The organism is Mesorhizobium sp. M1C.F.Ca.ET.210.01.1.1, assembly GCF_004791585.1.
In the GTDB taxonomy this organism is placed as follows: Bacteria; Pseudomonadota; Alphaproteobacteria; order Rhizobiales; family Rhizobiaceae; genus Mesorhizobium.
Window position 1 is genome coordinate 162,168 of sequence record NZ_SRUU01000006.1, and the last position, 20,502, is coordinate 182,669.

The 20,502-nt window shown below is 65.1% G+C and carries 22 protein-coding genes; 14 read left to right on the forward strand and 8 right to left on the reverse strand.

What is annotated here, in order from left to right; genetic code table 11:
• Nucleotides 1-35: 35 nt before the first annotated feature.
• The 3 genes from trpA to EN853_RS09230 are packed head-to-tail and all read right to left on the reverse strand — an operon-like array spanning nucleotide 36 to nucleotide 2,791.
• On the reverse strand, nucleotides 36-875 hold the full coding sequence (trpA, locus tag EN853_RS09220; protein ID WP_127859397.1) for a tryptophan synthase subunit alpha: 840 nt from the start codon (nucleotides 873-875) through the stop codon (nucleotides 36-38).
• A gap of 2 nt (nucleotides 876-877) precedes the next feature.
• Nucleotides 878-2,098, reverse strand: coding sequence for a tryptophan synthase subunit beta (trpB, locus tag EN853_RS09225; RefSeq protein ID WP_127859396.1), 1,221 nt, complete (start codon nucleotides 2,096-2,098; stop codon nucleotides 878-880).
• A gap of 33 nt (nucleotides 2,099-2,131) precedes the next feature.
• Nucleotides 2,132-2,791 (reverse strand): phosphoribosylanthranilate isomerase, encoded by a 660-nt coding sequence (locus tag EN853_RS09230; protein WP_127859551.1) that lies wholly within the window; start codon nucleotides 2,789-2,791, stop codon nucleotides 2,132-2,134.
• Between the two features lie 109 nt (nucleotides 2,792-2,900).
• Between EN853_RS09230 and EN853_RS09235 the strand changes: the two genes are divergently transcribed.
• Nucleotides 2,901-3,119 carry a hypothetical protein gene (locus EN853_RS09235; RefSeq protein ID WP_127859395.1) on the forward strand — a complete coding sequence of 73 codons (219 nt, stop codon included), beginning with the start codon at nucleotides 2,901-2,903 and terminating at the stop codon, nucleotides 3,117-3,119.
• Nucleotides 3,120-3,365: 246 nt separating this feature from the next.
• Here the strand turns inward: EN853_RS09235 and EN853_RS09245 are convergent, their stop codons facing one another.
• From EN853_RS09245 to EN853_RS09260, 4 genes are all read right to left on the reverse strand, one after another.
• Nucleotides 3,366-4,124, reverse strand: a complete 759-nt coding sequence (locus EN853_RS09245; RefSeq protein WP_127859394.1) for a M48 family metallopeptidase — start codon at nucleotides 4,122-4,124, stop codon at nucleotides 3,366-3,368.
• 120 nt (nucleotides 4,125-4,244) lie between these two features.
• Complete coding sequence (locus EN853_RS09250; RefSeq protein ID WP_127859393.1) at nucleotides 4,245-4,727, reverse strand: DUF2852 domain-containing protein; 483 nt, start codon at nucleotides 4,725-4,727, stop codon at nucleotides 4,245-4,247.
• Nucleotides 4,728-4,843: 116 nt separating this feature from the next.
• On the reverse strand, nucleotides 4,844-5,986 hold the full coding sequence (locus EN853_RS09255; RefSeq protein WP_127859392.1) for a benzoate/H(+) symporter BenE family transporter: 1,143 nt from the start codon (nucleotides 5,984-5,986) through the stop codon (nucleotides 4,844-4,846).
• Between the two features lie 2 nt (nucleotides 5,987-5,988).
• Nucleotides 5,989-6,759 carry an alpha/beta hydrolase gene (locus tag EN853_RS09260; RefSeq protein ID WP_127859391.1) on the reverse strand — a complete coding sequence of 257 codons (771 nt, stop codon included), beginning with the start codon at nucleotides 6,757-6,759 and terminating at the stop codon, nucleotides 5,989-5,991.
• A gap of 216 nt (nucleotides 6,760-6,975) precedes the next feature.
• On the opposite strand from EN853_RS09260, the gene infC reads away from it, so the two are divergent.
• The 8 genes from infC to EN853_RS09300 all read left to right on the forward strand — a co-directional run bounded on the left by infC (nucleotide 6,976) and on the right by EN853_RS09300 (nucleotide 14,141).
• On the forward strand, nucleotides 6,976-7,512 hold the full coding sequence (gene infC, locus EN853_RS09265) for a translation initiation factor IF-3 (RefSeq protein ID WP_127859550.1): 537 nt from the start codon (nucleotides 6,976-6,978) through the stop codon (nucleotides 7,510-7,512).
• Between the two features lie 202 nt (nucleotides 7,513-7,714).
• On the forward strand, nucleotides 7,715-8,362 hold the full coding sequence (locus tag EN853_RS09270) for an isoprenylcysteine carboxylmethyltransferase family protein (RefSeq protein WP_127859390.1): 648 nt from the start codon (nucleotides 7,715-7,717) through the stop codon (nucleotides 8,360-8,362).
• Between the two features lie 349 nt (nucleotides 8,363-8,711).
• The gene (rpmI, locus tag EN853_RS09275) at nucleotides 8,712-8,915 is read left to right on the forward strand and encodes a 50S ribosomal protein L35 (RefSeq protein ID WP_027166935.1); all 204 of its coding nucleotides are present in this window, start codon (nucleotides 8,712-8,714) and stop codon (nucleotides 8,913-8,915) included.
• Nucleotides 8,916-8,952: 37 nt separating this feature from the next.
• The gene (rplT, locus tag EN853_RS09280; RefSeq protein WP_071100686.1) at nucleotides 8,953-9,354 is read left to right on the forward strand and encodes a 50S ribosomal protein L20; all 402 of its coding nucleotides are present in this window, start codon (nucleotides 8,953-8,955) and stop codon (nucleotides 9,352-9,354) included.
• A gap of 141 nt (nucleotides 9,355-9,495) precedes the next feature.
• Complete coding sequence (pheS, locus tag EN853_RS09285) at nucleotides 9,496-10,593, forward strand: phenylalanine--tRNA ligase subunit alpha (protein WP_127859389.1); 1,098 nt, start codon at nucleotides 9,496-9,498, stop codon at nucleotides 10,591-10,593.
• On the forward strand, nucleotides 10,590-11,027 hold the full coding sequence (locus EN853_RS09290) for a GFA family protein (RefSeq protein WP_127859388.1): 438 nt from the start codon (nucleotides 10,590-10,592) through the stop codon (nucleotides 11,025-11,027). Before pheS ends, EN853_RS09290 begins: the two co-directional genes overlap by 4 nt.
• Entirely contained in the window at nucleotides 11,024-13,432 is a 2,409-nt protein-coding gene (gene pheT / locus EN853_RS09295) for a phenylalanine--tRNA ligase subunit beta (protein WP_127859387.1), read from the forward strand. The genes EN853_RS09290 and pheT overlap by 4 nt, the downstream gene beginning before the upstream one ends.
• Before the next feature lie 106 nt (nucleotides 13,433-13,538).
• Nucleotides 13,539-14,141 carry a nucleotidyltransferase family protein gene (locus EN853_RS09300; RefSeq protein WP_127859386.1) on the forward strand — a complete coding sequence of 201 codons (603 nt, stop codon included), beginning with the start codon at nucleotides 13,539-13,541 and terminating at the stop codon, nucleotides 14,139-14,141.
• 96 nt (nucleotides 14,142-14,237) lie between these two features.
• On the opposite strand, the gene EN853_RS09305 is transcribed toward EN853_RS09300, so the two are convergent.
• Nucleotides 14,238-15,233 carry an aldo/keto reductase gene (locus tag EN853_RS09305; RefSeq protein ID WP_127859385.1) on the reverse strand — a complete coding sequence of 332 codons (996 nt, stop codon included), beginning with the start codon at nucleotides 15,231-15,233 and terminating at the stop codon, nucleotides 14,238-14,240.
• Between the two features lie 96 nt (nucleotides 15,234-15,329).
• Here EN853_RS09305 and EN853_RS09310 point away from each other — a divergent pair, with 96 nt between their 5' ends.
• The 5 genes from EN853_RS09310 to EN853_RS09330 all read left to right on the forward strand — a co-directional run bounded on the left by EN853_RS09310 (nucleotide 15,330) and on the right by EN853_RS09330 (nucleotide 20,426).
• Nucleotides 15,330-16,220, forward strand: coding sequence for a LysR family transcriptional regulator (locus tag EN853_RS09310; protein ID WP_127859384.1), 891 nt, complete (start codon nucleotides 15,330-15,332; stop codon nucleotides 16,218-16,220).
• 42 nt (nucleotides 16,221-16,262) lie between these two features.
• Nucleotides 16,263-16,835, forward strand: coding sequence for a cytochrome b (locus tag EN853_RS09315; RefSeq protein WP_127859383.1), 573 nt, complete (start codon nucleotides 16,263-16,265; stop codon nucleotides 16,833-16,835).
• Nucleotides 16,836-16,901: 66 nt separating this feature from the next.
• Nucleotides 16,902-17,477, forward strand: a complete 576-nt coding sequence (locus EN853_RS09320; RefSeq protein WP_127859382.1) for a YceI family protein — start codon at nucleotides 16,902-16,904, stop codon at nucleotides 17,475-17,477.
• 273 nt (nucleotides 17,478-17,750) lie between these two features.
• Nucleotides 17,751-18,737 (forward strand): Gfo/Idh/MocA family oxidoreductase, encoded by a 987-nt coding sequence (locus EN853_RS09325; protein WP_127859381.1) that lies wholly within the window; start codon nucleotides 17,751-17,753, stop codon nucleotides 18,735-18,737.
• Between the two features lie 12 nt (nucleotides 18,738-18,749).
• Nucleotides 18,750-20,426 (forward strand): FAD-binding dehydrogenase, encoded by a 1,677-nt coding sequence (locus EN853_RS09330; RefSeq protein ID WP_281061498.1) that lies wholly within the window; start codon nucleotides 18,750-18,752, stop codon nucleotides 20,424-20,426.
• Nucleotides 20,427-20,502: the final 76 nt, after the last annotated feature.

A 20,502-nucleotide genomic window follows, 5' to 3' on the forward strand; every position in this document is an offset into this window, starting at 1 on the left:
TCGGCTCCTGTCCTGACGAAGAAGAGGTAGGAAAACTATTCGGCGGCAGCAAGGCGGGCCGAACGCACGCCCTGGGCAAGGCCGCTGACCAGCGTGGCGACCGCCTCGGCCGGATCGGCGGTCTTCTCGCCCTTGGGTCCGAGCACGTTGGCGACCGCGTTGACGATGGCGGTGCCGACGACGACGCCGTCGGCAGAGGCGCCGATCACCCGCGCCTGCTCGGCGGTCTTGACGCCGAAGCCGACGCAGACCGGCAGCGCGGTATGACCCTTGATGCGCTTGACCGCCGCCGCAACCTTGGCGGTGTCGGCAAGGGCGGAGCCGGTGATGCCGGTCATCGAGACGTAATAGACGAAGCCGGAGGTGTTCTCCAAAACCTTGGGCAGGCGCTTGTCGTCGGTGGTCGGCGTCGCCAGACGGATGAAGTTGATGCCGGCCCTCAGCGCCGGGATGCAAAGCTCCTCGTCCATCTCCGGCGGCAGGTCGACGACGATCAGGCCGTCGATGCCGCTCGCCTTGGCATCGACGAGGAAGCGGTCGACGCCGTAGATATAGATCGGGTTGTAGTAACCCATCAAAACGATGGGCGTCTCGTCGTCGCCGGCGCGGAATTCGGACGCCATCTTCAATGTCTTGACCAGCGTCTGGCCGCCTCTCAGCGCCCTGAGGCCCGCAGCCTGGATGGCCGGGCCGTCGGCCATTGGATCGGAGAACGGCATGCCGAGCTCGATGACATCGCTACCGGCGCCGGGAAGCGCCTTCATGATGGCTAAGGAGGTGTCGTAGTCCGGATCGCCGCCCATGAAATAGGTGACGAGCGCCGGGCGGCCTTCGGCTTTGAGCTTCGCCATGCGGCGGTCGATGCGGGTGGTCATTGTCAGATCTCCATGCCCAGCATCTTGGCCACCGTGTGCACGTCCTTGTCGCCGCGGCCGGACAGGTTGACGATGACGATCTGGTCCTTGTCCATTGACGGCGCGATCTTCATCGCATGGGCGATGGCGTGCGCCGATTCCAGCGCCGGAATGATGCCTTCGACGCGGGTCGTCAGTTGGAAGGCTTCGAGCGCTTCGTCGTCGAGGATCGGCTCATATTGGACGCGGCCGGTGTCGCGCAGCCAGGAATGCTCGGGCCCGACGCCGGGATAATCGAGGCCGGCCGAGATCGAGTGGCCGTCGAGGATCTGGCCGTCTGCGTTCTGCAGGAGATAGGTGCGGTTGCCGTGCAGCACGCCGGGCTTGCCGGCATTCATCGAAGCGCAGTGCTCGACGCCGTCAAGTCCGTGTCCACCCGCCTCGATGCCGATGATGCGGACATCCTTGTCGTCGAGGAAGGGATGGAACAGGCCGATGGCGTTGGAGCCGCCGCCGACTGCGGCGATGATCACGTCGGGCAGGCGGCCTTCCTGCTCCAGTATCTGGGCCCGTGCCTCGGTGCCGATCACCGACTGGAAGTCGCGCACCAGCTCGGGATAGGGATGCGGGCCGGCGGCGGTGCCGATCAGGTAATAGGTATCCTCGACATTGGTCACCCAGTCGCGCAGGGCTTCGTTCATGGCGTCCTTCAGCGTGCCGTGGCCGGCGGTGACCGGACGCACCTCGGCGCCGAGCAGCTTCATGCGGAAGACGTTGGGGCTCTGGCGGGCGACGTCGGTGGCGCCCATGTAGACAACGCAAGGATAGCCGAAGCGGGCCGCCACGGTTGCCGAGGCGACGCCGTGCTGGCCGGCGCCGGTCTCGGCGATGATGCGCTTCTTGCCCATGCGCTTGGCGAGCAGGATCTGGCCGAGGCAGTTGTTGATCTTGTGCGAGCCGGTGTGGTTCAGGTCCTCGCGCTTGAAATAGACCTTGGCGCCGCCGAGATGTCTTGTGAGGCCCTCGGCAAAATAGAGCTTTGACGGCCGCCCGGCATAGTGGGTCGACAGGTTCTGCAACTCGGCCTTGAACTCCGGATCGTTCTTGGCCTTGTTCCACTGTTCTTCGAGATCGAGGATCAACGGCATCAGCGTCTCGGCGACGAAGCGGCCGCCGAAGATGCCGAACATGCCCTGCTCGTCGGGCCCGGTGCGGAAGGAATTGGGCATGGCCGGCTTGTTCATCGCCGATCTCCTAAATCTTGGCCTTTGAGTTGTTCAGGCGGCGCGGTCGTCGCGCGCAGCCCTGACGGCCCGGAAAAACTGCTCGATCAGCGCCGGATCCTTGACGCCCGGAGCGCTTTCCACGCCCGACGAGATGTCTATTGCGGGCGGATTGGCCAGTCTCAGGGCATCGCCGATATTGGCGGCGTTGAGCCCTCCGGAAAGCATGTAATCGAGGCCGGCGTCAAGGCCGGCAAGGATGTGCCAGTCGAAGGCGACGCCATTGCCGCCCGGCAATTGCGACCCCTTGGGAGGCTTGGCGTCGAACATGATGCGGTCGGCAATGCCGATATAGGGTTTCAGCCGGTCGAGATCCGCCGCCTCGCTGACCGACAGCACCTTCATGACCGGCAGCCGATAGCGGGCCTTCAGCTCCGCAACCCGCGCCGGCGTCTCCGCGCCATGGAGCTGCAGCATGTCGGGCCGCATCCCGGCGACGATCTCGTCCAGGAAGGTGTCGTCAGCGTCTACGGTGACAGCGACCGCCTTGGCCTTGCCGGTGGCCGCCTGGCGCAGACGGCCGGCCTCGGCCGGATCGACATAGCGCGGGCTTTTGGCGAAGAAGATGAAGCCGACATGGCTGGCGCCGCCGGCAAGGGCGGCGGCCATCGCGGCGTCAGTCTTCAATCCGCAGATCTTGATGTCGAGCGTCATGGCGCGGGATTGGCACGAAACGGCCGAAGAGTCGAGAAAAAGCATGCTGTTGCCGGTCGATCAGAAAGCGCTAACTTGAATCTGAGGCAATGCAGGCGGGAGCAGACAAATGGCCGACCAGACCGTCGCCGAACTCAAACAGAAGATCGCGCAGGCGCGCGAGGTGATCGTCCATCTGATGGCGAAGTCCGACTTCAACGGCGCCGAGGCGCACCGGGCGCTGGACTATTTCGGCAGCGATGCCTTCGACCCGAATTTTCTGCCCTGGCCGCATCCGGGCAAGGAAGGGTTGCGGCCCGAGGAGCTGAATGCCGCGAATGATGATTGAGGGGTTGCGTCCTGAACCCGGCGGACGCCGGCGGGACAGCGCCCCCCTCTGTCCTGCCGGACATCTGCCCCACTTGGGGGGAGATCGGACGTCGCGCCGGCTTTCGCCAATTAAACCAACGTTGCAAAAGAGGCGCCGCGGGAGAAACCGGTAATCTCCCCCCTCGTGGGGGAGATGTCCGGCAGGACAGAGGGGGGCGCGAAGGAACGCTGCCTAACGGTCTGATCCTATCGGCGTCAGCTTTATTTACTCAAACACGATCGCCTGCAGCGCGCCGCCGTTGCGCTTCAGCCAGTCCTTGCAGCGGTCGGTGTCCGGGCAGAGCTTTTCGCACAGCTTCCAGAATTTCGGGCCGTGGTTCATCTCTTTGAGATGCGCGACCTCATGCGCCACCAGGTAATTGATGACCGGCGGCGGGGCCATCATGATGCGCCACGAGAAGGAGAGATTGCCCTCCGAGGTGCATGATCCCCAGCGGCTGGAGGTATCCTTGTACCGGATCGCCTTCGCGCGCTTGCCGATCGCCTCGGTGTGCTTCACCACCAGTTTCTCGATCTCGCGCTTGGCCTCGCGCTTCAGATAGTCGGCGATGCGGCGCGGCAGATGCACGCGCTCGCCATGGACGATAAGCAGCGGGCCGCGATCGTCGCGCGCAACGGTGACGGTGCCTCGCTTTGCCGGCTCATGGACGATGCGGTGCGGCACGCCGCGGATCGGGATTCTGATGCCGGGCCGCACCTGCGGACGCGTCGGCACCTTGGCCAGGCGCTGCTCCAGCCAGTCCTGGTGGCGGTCGAGGAATTTCTCCACCTCGCCGCGCCGCAGGCCGGGCGGCACGGTGATGCGCAGGCCTTGGCCGCCGGAATCGATGCGCAGCGTCAGCCGCCGGGCCCTGGCGCTCTCGACGATCTTGAGCGGCAACGTGCGGCCGGCGACGCAGTGCTCGCGCTCGACGACGGGCTTGGGCTTAGGCTTGGTCAGGTTGCGAAAGAAGCCGATGGACATGGCTGGACGATACGCGATTCGAGGAAAACGGCCAGAGGGAGGGAAGCCACATGGAGAACAAAAAAGAAACGGCGCCGCTTGCGCGACGCCGCATAACATACCGAGACCTGTCGCGCGGCCTCAGTCGTCGAGCAGGTTCGTACCCTTGCCGCGCTTCGGACCGGTCTTTCCGGTCGTGTCGTTCGTGGTGGTCGGCGCGCTCGGCTTGTTGCGCTGGGCCATGAAGCGGTCGAACTCTTCCTGGTCCTTGGCGCGGCGCAGCTCGCGAGCATACTCGTCGAATTCGGTCAGCATCTCGTCGAGCTTGCGGCGCTCCTCGGCGAGGCGCTCAAGCTCCTTCTCGCGCCAGTCGTCGAAAGCGACGTTGCCGGTGCGGGACGAACCGTGGCCCCAGCGGGCGGCCTTCTCGGAACCGCGGCGGCAGCCGGCGAAGACGCCGTCCGTGGCGCGGTTGACGTCGCGCTTGAAGCCTTCGAGCCGGTCGCCCCAGATGATGTAGGCGAGCATGGCGAGGCCGAGCGGCCAGAACACCATGAAGCCGATCACCATCAGCGCGATGGTCGCCGGCGTCCAGGCCGGACGGATCAATGCGGTTGTGTTCATTTTCTCCCAATCCTTCCGTTGGAGACAGCCATTCCGGCTGCGTGGAATCGAAATGGGAAGGCGAAATCGGCGATTCAAGGCAAGTTCGGCCAAAACCGGCGAAGAGCCTGAAATGATTATCGCTTTTTGAGTTTTTCCAGGAAAAGCACGACCATTCCGGCGACCAGCCCCCAAAACGCCGCGCCGACGCCGAACATAGTGAGCCCCGAGGCGGTGACCGCGAAGGCGACCGTGGCCGGCATGCGCTCGCCGGCGTCGTGAAGCGCGATGGACAGCGCGTTGGCTAAAGGCGCCGTCAGCGCCAGGCCGGCGACCAGCACGATCAGGCTCTGCGGCAGGACGGCGAAGATTGCCACCAGCGAAGCGCCGAAAATGGCGAAGACCAGATAGGCAAGTGAATAGAACGGCCCCGTCTTCCAGCGCTCGGCAGGGTCGGGATGAACATCCGGGCCGGTGCAGATCGCCGCCGAGATCGCCGCCAGATTGGTGGTCGAGGCGCCGAACGGCGCCGAAAGCAGCGAAAACAAGCCGGTGACGCCGATCAGCGGGGCGGGTTCCGGGTGATATCCGGCGGCTTTCAGCACGGCGAGGCCGGACAGGTTCTGCGAGGCCATGGTGACGAGGTAGAGCGGCAAGGCCAGGCCGATGATCGCCGAGGCGCTGAACTGAGGCATGATCAGCGTCAGCGTCGACAGTTCCGGCGCCGGCAGGCCGCCGACGCGGCCGGTGAGGAAGGCGGCAAGGCCGCCGCCGATCAGCACCACCAGCACCGAGACCGCCGGGTTGAACAGCCGGATGACGAAGAAGGCGGCGATCAGCGGCAGGATCAGCCATGGATCGGCTGGAACGGCCTTCACCGCATTGATGGCGAAGCCGACCAGGATGCCGGCCAGCATGCCGGACGCGACCGAGGCCGGAATCTGCGCGATCAGCCAGGTCAGCGGCTTGAACAGGCCGGTGGCGATCAAGAGGATGCCGGTGACGACAAAGGCGCCGACGGCTTGCGACATGGTGAAGCCGCTGGAGGCGGCGATCAGCGCGAGGCCGGGCGTCGACCAGGCCGTGATGACCGGCATCTTCGTGCGCCATGACAGCCACAGGCATTCGATGGCCATGGCCAGGCAGATCGTCGTCACCCCGCTCGCGGTCTCGATCTGGGTCGCGCCGACCGCCTTGGCGGCGGCAATGACGATGGCCAGCGTGCCGCCAAAGCCGACGATCGCCGCGACGAAGGCGGATATCGGGATGGAAACGCGCATCGTCAGGCGGCCCGCCGAACCATGTCGGCGACAGCGCGCCTGAGCATGTCGAGGTCCTCGGGGCGGGACAGGCGGTGGTCGCCGTCGGGGATCAGCGACAGCGTGACGTCGTCGGCCGGCAAAAGGGCGGCGAGCTTCAGCGCATGGCCCGACGGCACGTCGGGATCGGCCAGGCCCTGCAGGATATGCACCGGGCAATGGGTGTCGATCGGCCCGGCCATCACCCGGTTCGCCCGGCCGTCCTCGATCAGCGCACGCGTGTAGATATAGGGCTCGTCCGAATAGTCGGACGGTTCCTCAAAATATCCCTTTTTCGAAAGGTCGCGCTTTTGTGCCTTGGTCAGCACCGGCTCGATCAGTTCGACGGTGAAATCAGGCGCCGGCGCAAGCAGCACAAGGCCGACGACGCGGTCGTCGCCGGCCTTGCGCAATTCCTGCACCATGCGCAGCGCGATCCATGCTCCCATCGAGGAGCCGACCAGGATCTGCTTGCCCTTGCTGAAACGCCGCAAGACGGCGAGGCTCTCGGCCAGCCATTTCGAGATGGTGCCATCGGCGAAATCGCCGCCCGATTCGCCATGGCCGGAATAGTCGTGGCGCAGATAGGCGCGGCCTTCGCCGCTCGTCCAGGCCGACAGCGCCTCGGCCTTGGTGCCCAGCATGTCGGACTTGTAGCCGCCCAGCCAGACAATGCCAGGCGCTGCGCCCGGCGCCTGCCTGACGGCGATCGCCGAGCCGTCCACATTGATGAAAACTGGCGCGCTGACGTTCATGACCTCATCCCTTTCAGGCCGGTCTTTTGACACAACCGATGGTTCGCCGAAAAGTGCTCGCGACGTTTCTTCGCTTGGTACAGGCAATAGCAAGCTTTGAGGTGATTTCCTGGCGAGGCTGTGCTATTGACTCCGGCCGCGCGCTCACCACATAGGCGCGTCCAAGCAATTGAACTCAAAGAAACCCTGAACGAAACGGCCGAGGAGACCACGACCATTCGCAGACCTTTCAAAGCAGCGGCACCCACCAAGGACGGTCCGCGCTCCAACCGAGACATCCGGGTGCCCCGGGTCCAGCTCATCGACGCAGACGGCCACAATCGTGGCGAAGTTTCCATCAACGACGCATTGCTGCTTGCCGAAGAGGCGGGGCTCGATCTTGTCGAGATATCGCCCAACGCGCAGCCGCCTGTCGCCAAGATCCTCGATCTCGGCAAGCTGAAATACGCCAACCAGAAGAAGGCGGCCGAGGCGCGCAAGAACCAGAAGGTCATCGAGATCAAGGAGATCAAGATGCGCCCGAACATCGACAGCCATGACTACGAGACCAAGATGAAGGCCGTGCGGCGCTTCTTCGAGGACGGCGACAAGGTCAAGCTGACGCTGCGCTTCCGCGGCCGCGAGATGGCGCATATGGAACTCGGCATGCAGCTTCTGAACAAGGTGCGCGAGGAAGTCGCGCCGATCGCCAAGGTCGAGGCGGAGCCGAAGCTCGAAGGCCGCCAGATGATGATGGTGCTGGCGCCCCGCTGACAGCGGGCGCCCCCTACCTCCCCGACGGATGGCGACGAACTGCGAAACCCGGTTCTGCCCATCACGGTTTCGAGAAGGCGAATTGACCAGCCCCCTCGGCATCGTGCTCTAAAATCCGCCTGAATTGCGGAGCACGGGCGTCCGGACGATCGGCGGGGCGCCTATCCGATCGCCGGCAACTCTCGACGATCGGACTGCAATCATGGTCGATGAAGTCAAATTCGCGAACGACAACCCGCCCGCCGGGTTGGGCGGCTACCAGCAAATGCGCCGGATCGTGCTTGCGGTGCTGATCGCGGTGCTGTTCGCGGCATTGCTGTTCGGCCAGTCGACCTTTCCGCCGGATACGCCGGTCCACGAGTCGATCGAGATGTTCGGCGTGCTGCTGATCTTCCTCGGCGTCGTCGGACGCCTTTGGTCGACGCTTTATATCGGCGGACGCAAATCCTCCGAAGTGGTTACCGGCGGACCTTATTCGATCACCCGCAATCCGCTCTATGTGTTCTCGACCGTGGCCGCCGCCGGCGTCGGCGCGCAGATCGGCTCCTTCAGCGGCATCGTCCTGTTTGCGCTTCTATGCGCCGGCGCGTTCCACATCGTCATCCTGCGCGAGGAGAAGTTCCTCAAGCAGGCCCTCGGCGCCCCTTACGAGGCCTATCTGGCGCGCGTGCCGCGCTTCTTTCCGAAGCTCTCGCTCTATCAGGAAGGCGACACCGGCAGCTTCAAGCCGCGCCTCTTGTTGAACACGCTGCTCGACGGGCTGGTGTTCCTGGTGGCGCTGCCGGCCTTCGAGCTGATCGACGGGGCGCAGCAGTCGGGGATGCTACCGGTGTGGTTCAGGCTGCCTTAGGAGCGGATCGAAATTCAGGTGATGCCGGTCTGCAAATGGCGACTTCCTGCGCTTCCGGTGCTCACGTACTTCAAGTACGCTCCGCTCCGGTTCTCGGAAACCACCGTTTTCGACTCGGCCTGACTTGAATCTCAATCCGCTCCTGTCGGCGGCTGCTTTGCGTGCAGTCGGGACAGAGCGTCGCACGGCTTGAGGTGTTGCACGCGCGCCGTCTTTGATCTATAGGACCGCCGTTCTAAGAAAACCGCCCGGCAGGGCATGCCGTGGCGGTTTCATTTGCTTTTCGGGCTTTGGTCGGCCCGAAGCGAACAAGAAGCGCGATGGTGCGCCCACATTACGGAGTAGCAAAATGCCCAAGATGAAGACCAAATCGGCCGCCAAGAAGCGGTTCAAGATTACTGCCACCGGCAAGGTGCTGTCGGCTGCCGCCGGCAAGCGCCATGGCATGATCAAGCGTTCCAACAAGTTCATTCGCGATGCCCGCGGCACGATGGTTCTGGCTGAACCGGACGGCAAGAAGGTCATCAAGAATTTTCTGCCGAACGGCCTCTAACCCCTCGGCCTGGATAGCGTTTTAAGGAGATCATGACATGGCACGCGTAAAGAGAGGCGTCACCGCCCACGCCAAGCACAAGAAGGTCCTGAAAGCCGCCAAGGGCTTCTACGGCCGCCGCAAGAACACCATCCGCATCGCCAAGCAGGCGGTGGAGAAGTCGCTGCAGTACGCCTACCGCGACCGCAAGAACCGCAAGCGCTCGTTCCGCGCGCTGTGGATCCAGCGCATCAACGCGGCGGTGCACGAGCACGGCCTGACCTATGGCCGCTTCATTGACGGCCTCAACAAGGCCGGCATCGAGATCGACCGCAAGATCCTTTCGGACATGGCCATCCACGAGCCGCAGGCTTTCGCCGCGCTGGTCGCCAAGGCCAAGGTCGCGCTCGAATATCTGAAGAACACCACGCCGAATGCTTTTGAGAGCGCTGTCGCCTAAGCCAGCGCTTCCCAAGCATTCGCAAATCTGATTTTGGGGAACCCGCGCTGGCACGGCTGGCGCGGGTTTTTCTTATGCCTGATGTAACCAAAATGGTGACGCACCGAACGCAGGTGGTTACCCGATCGAGAGAGTTTCGCCGTGAACGCCACCGCTGGAAATCTTGAAACCCTTGAAGCTTCATTGCTTGCCGACATCGCGGCCGCATCCGACGAGCAGGCGATCGAGGCGGTGCGCGTCTCGGCCCTGGGCAAGAAGGGCTCGGTCTCCGAAATGCTGAAGACGCTCGGCGCCATGAGCGCCGAGGAGCGGCAGGTGAAGGGCCCGGCGATCAACGGCCTGAAGAACCGCGTCACCGACGCGCTGACGGCGCGCAAGGCGGAACTGAAGGATGTGGCGATCGCCGCCCGGCTCGCCGCCGAGACGGTCGACGTAACGCTGCCGGTGCGCCAGTCGCCGGCCGAGCGCGGCCGCATCCATCCGATCAGCCAGGTGATCGACGAGATCGCGGCGATCTTCGGCGACCTCGGCTTCTCGATCGCCGAAGGCCCGGACATCGAGACCGACTACTACAATTTCACCGCGCTCAATTTCCCCGAGGGACATCCGGCGCGCGAGATGCATGACACCTTCTTCTTCCAGCCCGACGAGAAGGGCGAGCGCAAGCTTTTGCGCACGCACACCTCGCCGGTGCAGATCCGCACCATGGAGCGGCAGAAGCCGCCGATCCGCATCGTCATTCCCGGCAAGACCTACCGGCAGGATTCGGACGCCACGCACTCGCCGATGTTCCATCAGGTCGAGGGGCTGGTGATCGACAGAACCGCCAACATCGCCAACATGAAGTGGGTGCTGGAGGAGTTCTGCAAGGCCTTCTTCGAGGTGCCGAGCGTGAAGATGCGCTTCCGGCCGTCCTTCTTCCCGTTCACCGAGCCCAGCCTCGAGGTCGACATCCAGTGCGACCGCTCGCGGCCCGGCGAAGTGCGCTTCGGCGAAGGCTCCGACTGGATGGAGATCCTGGGCTGCGGCATGGTGCATCCCAACGTGCTGCGTGCCGGCGGGCTCGATCCCGACGAATACCAGGGCTTTGCCTGGGGCATGGGCATCGACCGCATCGCCATGCTGAAATACGGCATGCCGGACTTGCGCGCCTTCTTCGACGCCGACGTGCGCTGGCTGTCGCATTATGGCTTCAGGCCGCTCGACCTGCCGACGCTGTTCGGGGGGCTTTCGACATGACGGCCCCGCACACCGGCGGCTGCCGCTGCGGCGCGGTGCGGTTCGAGGCGTCAGTCGAGCCGCACCACATCAGCTATTGCCATTGCAGCGATTGCCGGCGCGCCAGCGGCGCGCCGGTGTCGGCCTTCGTCGGCTTCATGACCGACCAGATCGCGCTCGAGGGCAAGGCGCTGAAGACGTTCGAGAGCGGCCCGGTGACGCGCTCGTTCTGCGGCATGTGCGGCTCGCCGATCGCCTATGCCGACAAAAGGCTCAACGGCCACATCTATTTCACCCTCGGCTCGATGGACATGCCGGCCTATTTCAAGCCGACGCTGCATGCCCATGTGCGCGAGCAGCTTCCCTTCCTGCATATGCCCGACGACTTGCCGCGCCATCTCAGGACCAGCGTGGCCAGGCCTGACGGGCAGAGACCAACCGGAACACAGTCATGAAATTCACCCTCTCCTGGCTCAAGGACCATCTCGAGACCGACGCCTCGCTTGCCGAGATCGTCGAGCGGCTGACCGCGATCGGCCTCGAAGTCGAACATGTCGACGACAAGGCAGGGCTGAAGCCCTTCGTCATCGCCAGAGTGCTGACGGCGGTGCAGCATCCCGATGCCGACCGGCTGCGCGTGCTGACCGTCGACACAGGCGACGGCAAGCCGCCGGTGCAGGTGGTGTGCGGGGCGCCGAACGCGCGGGCCGGCCTGATCGGCGCCTTCGCGGCGCCCGGCACCTACGTTCCCGGCATCGACGTGACGCTGTCGGTCGGCAAGATCCGCGGCGTCGAGAGCCACGGCATGATGTGTTCCGAGCGCGAGCTGGAAATCTCCGACGAGCATAACGGCATCATCGACCTGCCCGAAGATGCGCCGATCGGCACCAGCTTTGCCGCTTACGCGCATCTCGACGATCCCGTGATCGAGATCAACCTGACACCGAACCGTCCCGACGCGACCAGCGTCTACGGGATTGCGCGCGACCTCGCGGCAAGCGGGCTCGGCCGGCTCACCGGCGGCGCGATCATGCCGCATGCCGGCGAAGGCATGTGCCCGGTCAAGGTGAAGATCGAAGCGCCGGAACTCTGCCCCGGCTTCGCGCTGACGCTGGTGAGGGGCGTGAAGAACGGCCCGTCGCCGAAGTGGCTGCAGCAGCGGCTGCTTGCCATTGGCCTGCGCCCGATCAGCGCCCTGGTCGACATCACCAACTACGTCACCTTCGACCGCGGCCGGCCGCTGCATGTCTTCGACGCCGCGAAGGTTAATGGCAACCTCACCGTGCGCCGCGCCAGGGACGGCGAAAAAGTGCTGGCGCTCGATGGCCGCGAATACACGCTGACGCCGGAAATGTGCGTGATCGCCGACGAGGACGGCGTCGAGTCGATCGCCGGCATCATGGGCGGCGAGCATTCCGGCTGCGACGAGAACACCACCGACGTGCTGATCGAATCGGCGCTCTGGGACCCGATCACGACTGCCCGCACCGGCCGAGCGCTCGGCATCATCAGCGACGCGCGCTACCGCTTCGAGCGCGGCGTCGACCCCGAATTCATGGTGCCGGGCGTCGAGCTCGCGACCAAGCTGGTGCTCGATTTCTGCGGCGGCACGCCGACGGAAATCGAGGTCGCCGGCTATAACGGTCACAAGCCGATGATCGTGTCCCTCCCACTGTCGGAAGTGAAGCGGCTGACCGGCATCGAGGTGCCGAAGGAAGAAGCGCTCGGCATCCTGACGCGGCTCGGCTTCGAGCCGCAAGGGTCAAGCGACGTCGTCAAGGTGACGGTGCCGCCCTGGCGGCCGGATATCGACGGCAAGGCCGACCTCGTCGAGGAGGTGATGCGCATCCACGGCGTCGACAACATCGCGCCGCAGCCGCTGACCTCGCACGACGCCGTCAACGGCAAGATCCTGACCACGCTGCAGATCCGCACCCGCGCGGCCAAGCGCGCGCTTGCCGTGCGCGGCATGATGGAGGCCGTCACCTGGTCGTTCATCCCGGCCAGGCACGCCGAACTGTTCGGCGGCGGCCAGAGCGCGCTGAAGCTCGCCAATCCGATCGCCGCCGACATGTCCGACATGCGGCCTTCGCTGCTGCCGGGGCTGATCACGGCCGCGCAACGCAATGCCGACCGCGGCATCGGCGATGTCGCGCTGTTCGAGGTCTCCGGCACCTATGAAGGCGACCTGGCCGACCAGCAGCGGCGCGTCGCCGCCGGCGTGCGGCGCGGCACTGCCAAGCTCGACGGCTCCGGCCGCAGCTGGTCCGGCAATTCGGCACCCGTCGGCGTGTTCGACGCCAAGGCGGACGCGATCGCAGCGCTCGAAGCCTGCGGCGCGCCGGTCGACCGGCTGCAGATCGAGCCCGGCGGCCCGGCCTGGTATCATCCCGGCCGCTCCGGCACGATCAAGCTCGGGCCGAAGACCGTGCTCGGCACATTCGGCGAATTCCATCCGAAGACGCTCGAAGCGCTCGACGTCTCCGGGCCGATCTGCGGCTTCGAGGTCTATGTCGACGCCGTGCCGGAGCCGAAGGCCAAGCCGACACGCACCAAGCCGAAGCTCGAGCTGTCGCCGTTCCAGGCGGTGAAGCGCGACTTCGCCTTCGTCGTCGACAGGACGGTGGAAGCCGGCACGCTGGTGCGTGCGGCTTTGGCCGCCGACAAGAAGCTGGTCACCGGCGTTTCGGTGTTCGACGTCTTCGAAGGCGCTTCGCTGGGGGCGGCCAAGAAGTCGATCGCCATCGAGGTGTCGATCCAGCCGGTCGAAAAGACGCTGACCGACGAGGATTTCGAGGCGCTCGCAAAACGCATCGTCGAGAACGTCAACAAGCAGACGGGCGGCGTGCTGAGGGCTTAGCGAGGTTCTGTTTCCAACGCAATTCCGGACGGAAGACCGCCACGCGCTTTTCCTGGAATTGCTTCTTGGGATTGCCGGAGCATGGCGAATCGCCGTCCAAAGGGCGATGGACCATCTCCGCTATTCCGGCCTTGCCTTCGAGGAGCAGCGCGCGGCGTTCCTCGCTATCGTCGCGGCCGACCCGCTGCTGGCAGAGACGCTGGCGCGTGTGCGTGACCTTGCCCTGCCGGACTGGCTGGTGGTTTCCGGCGCGCTCTACAACAGCGTCTGGAACCACCTGACCGGAAAGCCATCGGGCTACGGCATCAAGGATGTCGACCTGTTCTATTTCGACGACGCCGACCTTTCCTACGAGGCCGAGGACGCGGTCATCCGACGGGCGGCGCGGCACTTCGAAGGGTTGCCGCTGCCGGTCGAGGTGCGCAACCAGGCGCGGGTGCATCTGTGGTATCCGCAGAAGTTCGGCCAGCCCTGCCCGCGCTATACGAGTTCCAGCGAACCCATCAGCTATTTTGCTTCGAAGACGCATGCGGTCGGGGTTCGATACGATGCTGACGGGCAGTTGGAGCTGGTGGCGCCGTTTGGGCTGGACCATATTTTTTCGTTCCGCATCGTTCCCAGCCGAGTGATGGACAATCGGCGCACGCATGAGGCGAAGGGCGCGCGAGCGAAGGAATGCTGGACGGAGATTGAGGTGGTGCCTTGGTAAGAAATGCCGGTGCGAGGCGCCCCTCTGCCCCGCCAGCCTCTCGCACTTTCAGGGCCGCACCGCGCAAAAAAGGGGCGCCGCGGCGCCCCTTTTTGCCTAGCCATTCACCAGCGCAAGCAGCTCCTCGGTGTAGCGCTTGCCGACCACCTTGTCGGGCGACAGCGCATCGCCGATCGCCGCCACCTCGGCTGGGCTCAGCTCGATCCCGGCCGCCGCCGTGTTCTGCTCCAGATGGCGTATCTTGCGCGCGCCGGGGATCGGCACGATGAAATCGCCCTGGTGCAGCACCCAGGCGAGCGCCAATTGCGCCGAGGTCACGCCCTTTTTTGCCGCCATCTTTTCCAGCACGGCGATGACGGCGTTGTTGGCTTCCATGGCTTCGGCCTGGAAGCGCGGCAGGCCGAGGCGCCAGTCGCCGACCCCGAGGGCGTCCGGCTTGGCGAGGGTGCCGGTGAGCAGGCCGCGGCCGAGCGGGCTGTAGGGGACGAAGCCGATGCCGAGCTCGCGGCAGACGGCAAAGACCTCGTCTTCGGGATCGCGGCTCCACAGCGAATATTCGCTCTGCACGGCGGCGATCGGATGCACGGCATGCGCCCGGCGGATGGTCGCAGCACTTGCCTCCGAGAGGCCGAGCGCGCGCACCTTGCCCTCGCGCACCAGCTCGGCCATGGCGCCGACCGTGTCCTCGATCGGCACGTTCGGATCGACGCGATGCTGATAGTAGAGGTCGATGACATCGGTGCCGAGTCGCTTCAGCGAGGCTTCCGCCACCGCCTTGACGTGCTCGGGACGGCTGTCGACGCCGGCCATGCGGTCGGTGCCGGTGCCTTCCTCGAGGATCTTGAAGCCGAATTTGGTGGCAATCGTCACCTGGTCACGGACCGGCTTCAGCGCCTTGCCGAGCAGGATCTCGTTTTCATAAGGGCCATAGACTTCGGCAGTGTCGAAAAAGGTGACGCCGATCTCGACGGCGCGCCGCAGCGTAGCGATCGCCTCCGCTTCCGGCTGGCCGCCATAGCCGAAGCTCATGCCCATGCAACCGAGGCCGACGGGCAAGACTTCGAGTTCAGTTCCGAGTTTGCGGGTTTGCATGGCGCGTCTCCTTGTTGCGATGAGGGAGAGATAGCGTCTTGCAGCGCGTTCGATAATTCTGTCTATTTTGCACGGGTTGCTCTATAAAATAGATCAATGAATCGAATGAACCTCTCTCAACTCGCGGTGCTCGCCACCGTCGCTCAATGCGCCAGCTTCCGTGGCGCCGCGCGCGAGCTCGGCATCGCACCGTCGGCGGTCAGTCATGCGGTGTCCAGCCTCGAGGCGCGGCTTGGCGTGCGGTTGCTCGCGCGCAGCACGCGCAGCGTCGCGCCGACCGAGAAGGGCGCGCAGCTGCTGGAGCGGCTGCGGCCGGCGCTCTCCGAGATCGACCTGGCGCTGGAAACGGCGGTCGAGGCGCGCGACCGGCCGGCCGGCAATCTCAGGCTCAGCGTGCCGCGCACCGCCGCGCATCTGGTGCTGACGCCGCGGCTCGCCGCCTTCACTCATGCCTATCCCGACATCGTGCTGGAGATCGTCATCGAGGACCGCTTCACCGATGTGGTCGAGGGCGGCTTTGACGCAGGTGTGCGGCTCGGCGAAAGCCTGCAGCGCGACATGATCGCGGTGCGCATCGGGCCCGACATCCGCGGCGCCGTGGTCGGCGCGCCGTCCTATTTCGCGGCGATGCCGAAACCGCGCCATCCGCGCGATCTGGCCGACCACCGCTGCATCCGCTTCCGTTTCTCCAGCGGCATCCTCTACCGCTGGGAATTCGAGAAGGACGGCGAGGAAATAGAAATCGCCGCGCAAGGGCCACTGATCCTCGACGAGGACCATCTGATCGCCCAAGCGGCCGTCGACGGCGCGGGCCTCGCCTTCGTCTTCGAAGCCTATGTGCGGGCGCCGCTCGCCGACGGCAGGCTGATCCGCGTGCTGGAAGACTGGTGCCCAACCTTCGACGGCTTCTTCGTCTACTATCCGAGCCGCCGCCAGATGCGGCCGGCGCTCCGGGCCTTCGTCGATTTCTTCAAGGTGAGCGGGTAGCGGAGCCCGGAAGAAAGCCGGAAGCGGGAGCGTTTGCGCACCATGCAGTCATCCATCACCAACACCGCGACCCGCTATGGCTGGGCGATGATCCTCCTGCACTGGCTGATCGGGGTCATCTTCATCGGCCAGTTCGTGCTCGGCTTCGTCATGATGCGGATCGAAAGCCAGCGCACCGCCTTCGAGCTGATCCAGTTGCACAAGTCCTTCGGCTTCCTGCTGCTTGGCCTGATCATCCTGCGCGTCGCCTGGCGGCTCGGCAATCAAGCGCCGGCATTGCCGCCTTCGGTCGGAGCCCTGGAGCGGCGGGCGGCGCCGCTGGCGCATTTCGCGCTCTACGCCTTCCAGATCGCCCTGCCCTTGTCCGGCTGGGCGCTGGTTTCGGTCTCGACGCTGGAAATCCCGACCATGCCGTTCAACCAATTCGTGATGCCGGACCTGCCGCTCGCCGAATCCGATGCCGCGGAGAGTTTCTGGACGGCGGCGCACTGGTATCTCGCCTATGCCGGCATCGCGCTGGTGGCGCTGCATGCGGCGGCGGCGTTGCGCCATCATTTCCTGCTGCGCGACAACGTGTTCAAGCGCATGATCACGCCTTCGTCAGGCGGGGAATAGAACTGCTCCATCATTCGTTGGTGGGGCGAGAACGCAAAAGAATGCGTGTCCGGAAGGAACAAACTCATGAAACCGCGCATCCTCGGATTGGCGGCATTTGCCGCTTGCCTTGCCATGCCTGTCTACGCGGCGGTCGCTCTCAGCGACGCCGCCGGAAGCTACACGATCAGCCCGTCGGGCTCCTCGATCCGCTTCACCATCGGCAAGGCCGGTGGCGGCGGCTTCGACGGCGCCTTCGGCCGCTTCAAGGGCACGATCCGCATCGATAACAGCGATGTCGGACGCTCGAGGGTCGACCTCACCATCTATCCCGAGAGCGTCGGCACCGGCCAGGGCCGCATCGACTCCTTCCTGCGCTCCGACGCGGTGTTCGACAGCGCCAACAATCCGGAGATCCAGTTCCGCTCGACCAGCGTCACCCGCACCGGCGACACAACCGCGCTGGTGACCGGCAGGCTGACCGCGCGCGGCAAGACGTTCTCGGAAAAGTTCAGCGCCGAGCTCGATGGGCTGAAGTCCGGCACGATCAAATTCCACGTCACCGGCAAGGTGCTGAGGTCCCGCTACGGCATGGATGTCGGCACGCCGCTCTATTCCAACGTCGTCGATTTCGACATGACGCTGATGGGGAAGAGGGGCTGAGGCGCGGCGCCTTTTCCTCTCCCCCGCAACGCTCGGGCGAAGCCGAGACGGAGCGGGGGACGCCCTCCACGACGGCAAGGCCCTTTAAAGCTGGTGGTCATAAAGCAGCTTCGACTCCCAAGTCGGCGCTCTACGAAGCCCCCTCTCCGTCCCGGCTTCGCCGGGCCACCTCTCCCTACTTCGTGGGGCGAGGAAGGGAGCTTCTCTTTCATTGGCTTTTCCATCGATTTCGGGCAAACCTCGTCGCCTGTAAAACCGACGTGGAGAAGCACAATGTTCCGATGGGGTGTTCTGTCGACGGCCAAGATCGGCCGCGAGCAGCTTTTGCCGGCAATCGTGGAGTCGGAAAACGGCGTGCTGTCGGCGATCGCCAGCCGCGATCTTTCGAAGGCCCGCGCGCTGGCCGACCGCTTCGGCGCCCGCCATGCCTTCGGCTCCTATGAGGAGCTGCTTGCCTCGAAGGAGGTCGACGGCGTCTACATCCCGCTGCCCACCTCGCAGCATGTCGACTGGACGGCAAAGGCGATCGAAGCCGGAAAACATGTGCTGGTCGAGAAGCCGCTTGCGCTCGACGCCAAGGACATCCCGCCGCTGATCAAGCTGCGCGACGAAAAGAAGGTGCTCGTCTGCGAGGCCTTCATGGTCGTCTACCACCCGCAATGGATCAAGGTGCGCGACCTCATCGCCAGCGGCGCCATCGGCCGGCTGCGCCACGTGCAGGGCGCGTTTTCCTATTACAATGTCGACCCCAACAACATGCGCAACCAGCTCGACCTCGGCGGCGGCGCATTGCCCGACATCGGCGTCTATCCGACGGTGTCGACGCGGTTTTCGACCGGCAAGGAGCCGGTCCGCGTCCAGGCCAGCATCGAACGCGACAAGACTTTCGGCACCGACATCTACTCCTCGATCCGAGCCGATTTCGGCGACTTCGAGCTGTCCTTCTACCTCTCGACGCAGATGGCGGCGCGGCAGGTGATGGTGTTCCACGGCGAGAAGGGTTTCATCGAGGTGTTTTCGCCCTTCAACGCCGGGCTCTACGACCACCACCGCGTCGAGCTGCACAACCAGAACCACACCGAGGCGCAGGTGTTCCGCTTCCCCGGCACGCAGCAGTACCGGCTCGAATGCGAGGCCTTCGTGCGCGCGGCCCAGGGTGGCAAGGACCGCGTCTTCACGCTGGAGGAATCGGTGCTCAACCAGAAGGTCATCGACGCCATCTTCCGCGCCGGCGGCAAGGACGGCTGGGAGCCCGTCTGAGACGTCGCTGGTATCTTTGAGGGGGAGGAGAAGATGGCTGACGCGGACATCATCATTGTCGGTGCGGGGCTGGCCGGCCTCGTCGCCGCAGCCGAGCTGGCGGAGGCCGGCAAGAAGATCATCATCGTCGACCAGGAACCTGAGCAGTCGCTGGGAGGCCAGGCCTTCTGGTCGTTCGGCGGGCTCTTTCTCATCGATTCGCCCGAGCAGCGGCGCATGCGCATCCGCGATTCTCACGACTTCGCGCTCGAGGACTGGATGGGCACCGCCGCCTTCGACCGTCCGGAGGATTTCTGGCCGCGCAAATGGGCGGAGGCCTATGTCGGCTTCGCCGCCGGCGAGAAGCGCTCTTGGCTGATCGAGCGCGGGATAAAGTTCTTTCCGGTCGTCGGCTGGGCCGAGCGCGGCGGCGGCAACGCGACCGGCCACGGCAATTCGGTGCCGCGTTTCCACGTCACCTGGGGCACCGGCCCCGGCGTGCTCGAACCTTTCGTGCTGCGTGTGCGCGAGGCGGAGAAGCGCGGGCTCGTCCAATTCAAGTTCCGCCACCGGGTCAACGAGATCACGCGCACCGGCAAGACCGTGACCGGCGTGCGCGGCGACGTTCTCGAGGCGAGCAGCGTCGAGCGTGGCCGCAAGAGCTCACGCGAGATCGTCGGCGATTTCGAGCTGCGGGCGCAGGCGGTGATCGTCGCTTCCGGCGGCATCGGCGCCAACCACGAATTGGTGCGCAAGAACTGGCCCGAGCGCCTGGGCGCGCCGCCGAAGCGCATGATCACCGGCGTGCCTGACCATGTCGACGGGCGCATGCTGGCGATCACCGAGCAGGCCGGCGGGTCGATCATCAACCGCGACCGCATGTGGCACTATGTCGAGGGCATCAAGAACTGGGCGCCGATCTGGACGGAGCATGCAATCCGCATCCTGCCCGGGCCATCGTCGCTGTGGCTCGACGCGCGCGGAAAACGGCTGCCGGTGCCGCTCTATCCGGGCTTCGACACTCTTGCCACGCTCAGCCACATCATGAGCACCGGCTTCGACTATTCCTGGTTCATCCTGACCAAGAAGATCATCCAGAAGGAGTTCGCGCTGTCGGGCTCCGAGCAGAACCCCGACCTGACTGGCAAAAGCTGGCGGCAGGTGCTGGGCCGCGCGACGTCTGGCATTCCCGGCCCGGTGAAGGCCTTCATGGAGAAGGGCGAAGATTTCATCGTCGAGGCCGACCTTTCGAGGCTGGTGGCGCGCATGAACGCGCTGGCCGGCGGCGAGCCGCTGCTCGAGGTCGCCCAGGTCGAGCGCGAGATCCGCGCCCGCGACATGCAGCTCGACAACCCGTTCTCCAAGGATGCGCAGGTCACCGCGCTGCGCGGCGCGCGCGCCTATCTTGGCGACAAGCTGATCCGCACGGCCAGGCCGCACAAGATGCTCGATCCGGCGAACGGCCCGCTGATCGCGGTGCGCCTCAATATCCTGACCCGCAAGACGCTTGGCGGGCTGCAGACCGATCTCGACAGCCGCGTGCTCGACGCCGAGGGCCAACCGGTGCCGGGGCTTTATGCAGTCGGCGAAGCTGCCGGCTTCGGCGGCGGCGGCGTGCACGGCTATGCGGCGCTGGAAGGCACCTTCCTTGGCGGCTCCATCTTCTCCGGCCGCAGCGCCGGGCGGGCCGCGGCCAAGGCGGTCGGCTGACGACGAAGTCCGGCGATCGATCGCCGCATCAGACACGCCCTCATCAAATGATCGTGAGGTCGCCTGACCGTCACGG

Coding starts and splice junctions, on each gene's coding strand:
- trpA (WP_127859397.1), bottom strand. CDS start 875: ATGACCACCCGCATCGACCGCCGCATGGCGAAGCTCAAAGCCGAAGGC.
- trpB (WP_127859396.1), bottom strand. CDS start 2,098: ATGAACAAGCCGGCCATGCCCAATTCCTTCCGCACCGGGCCCGACGAG.
- EN853_RS09230 (WP_127859551.1), bottom strand. CDS start 2,791: ATGACGCTCGACATCAAGATCTGCGGATTGAAGACTGACGCCGCGATG.
- EN853_RS09235 (WP_127859395.1), top strand. CDS start 2,901: ATGGCCGACCAGACCGTCGCCGAACTCAAACAGAAGATCGCGCAGGCG.
- EN853_RS09245 (WP_127859394.1), bottom strand. CDS start 4,124: ATGTCCATCGGCTTCTTTCGCAACCTGACCAAGCCTAAGCCCAAGCCC.
- EN853_RS09250 (WP_127859393.1), bottom strand. CDS start 4,727: ATGAACACAACCGCATTGATCCGTCCGGCCTGGACGCCGGCGACCATC.
- EN853_RS09255 (WP_127859392.1), bottom strand. CDS start 5,986: ATGCGCGTTTCCATCCCGATATCCGCCTTCGTCGCGGCGATCGTCGGC.
- EN853_RS09260 (WP_127859391.1), bottom strand. CDS start 6,759: ATGAACGTCAGCGCGCCAGTTTTCATCAATGTGGACGGCTCGGCGATC.
- EN853_RS09270 (WP_127859390.1), top strand. CDS start 7,715: ATGGTCGATGAAGTCAAATTCGCGAACGACAACCCGCCCGCCGGGTTG.
- rpmI (WP_027166935.1), top strand. CDS start 8,712: ATGCCCAAGATGAAGACCAAATCGGCCGCCAAGAAGCGGTTCAAGATT.
- rplT (WP_071100686.1), top strand. CDS start 8,953: ATGGCACGCGTAAAGAGAGGCGTCACCGCCCACGCCAAGCACAAGAAG.
- EN853_RS09290 (WP_127859388.1), top strand. CDS start 10,590: ATGACGGCCCCGCACACCGGCGGCTGCCGCTGCGGCGCGGTGCGGTTC.
- pheT (WP_127859387.1), top strand. CDS start 11,024: ATGAAATTCACCCTCTCCTGGCTCAAGGACCATCTCGAGACCGACGCC.
- EN853_RS09300 (WP_127859386.1), top strand. CDS start 13,539: ATGGACCATCTCCGCTATTCCGGCCTTGCCTTCGAGGAGCAGCGCGCG.
- EN853_RS09305 (WP_127859385.1), bottom strand. CDS start 15,233: ATGCAAACCCGCAAACTCGGAACTGAACTCGAAGTCTTGCCCGTCGGC.
- EN853_RS09310 (WP_127859384.1), top strand. CDS start 15,330: ATGAATCGAATGAACCTCTCTCAACTCGCGGTGCTCGCCACCGTCGCT.
- EN853_RS09315 (WP_127859383.1), top strand. CDS start 16,263: ATGCAGTCATCCATCACCAACACCGCGACCCGCTATGGCTGGGCGATG.
- EN853_RS09320 (WP_127859382.1), top strand. CDS start 16,902: ATGAAACCGCGCATCCTCGGATTGGCGGCATTTGCCGCTTGCCTTGCC.
- EN853_RS09325 (WP_127859381.1), top strand. CDS start 17,751: ATGTTCCGATGGGGTGTTCTGTCGACGGCCAAGATCGGCCGCGAGCAG.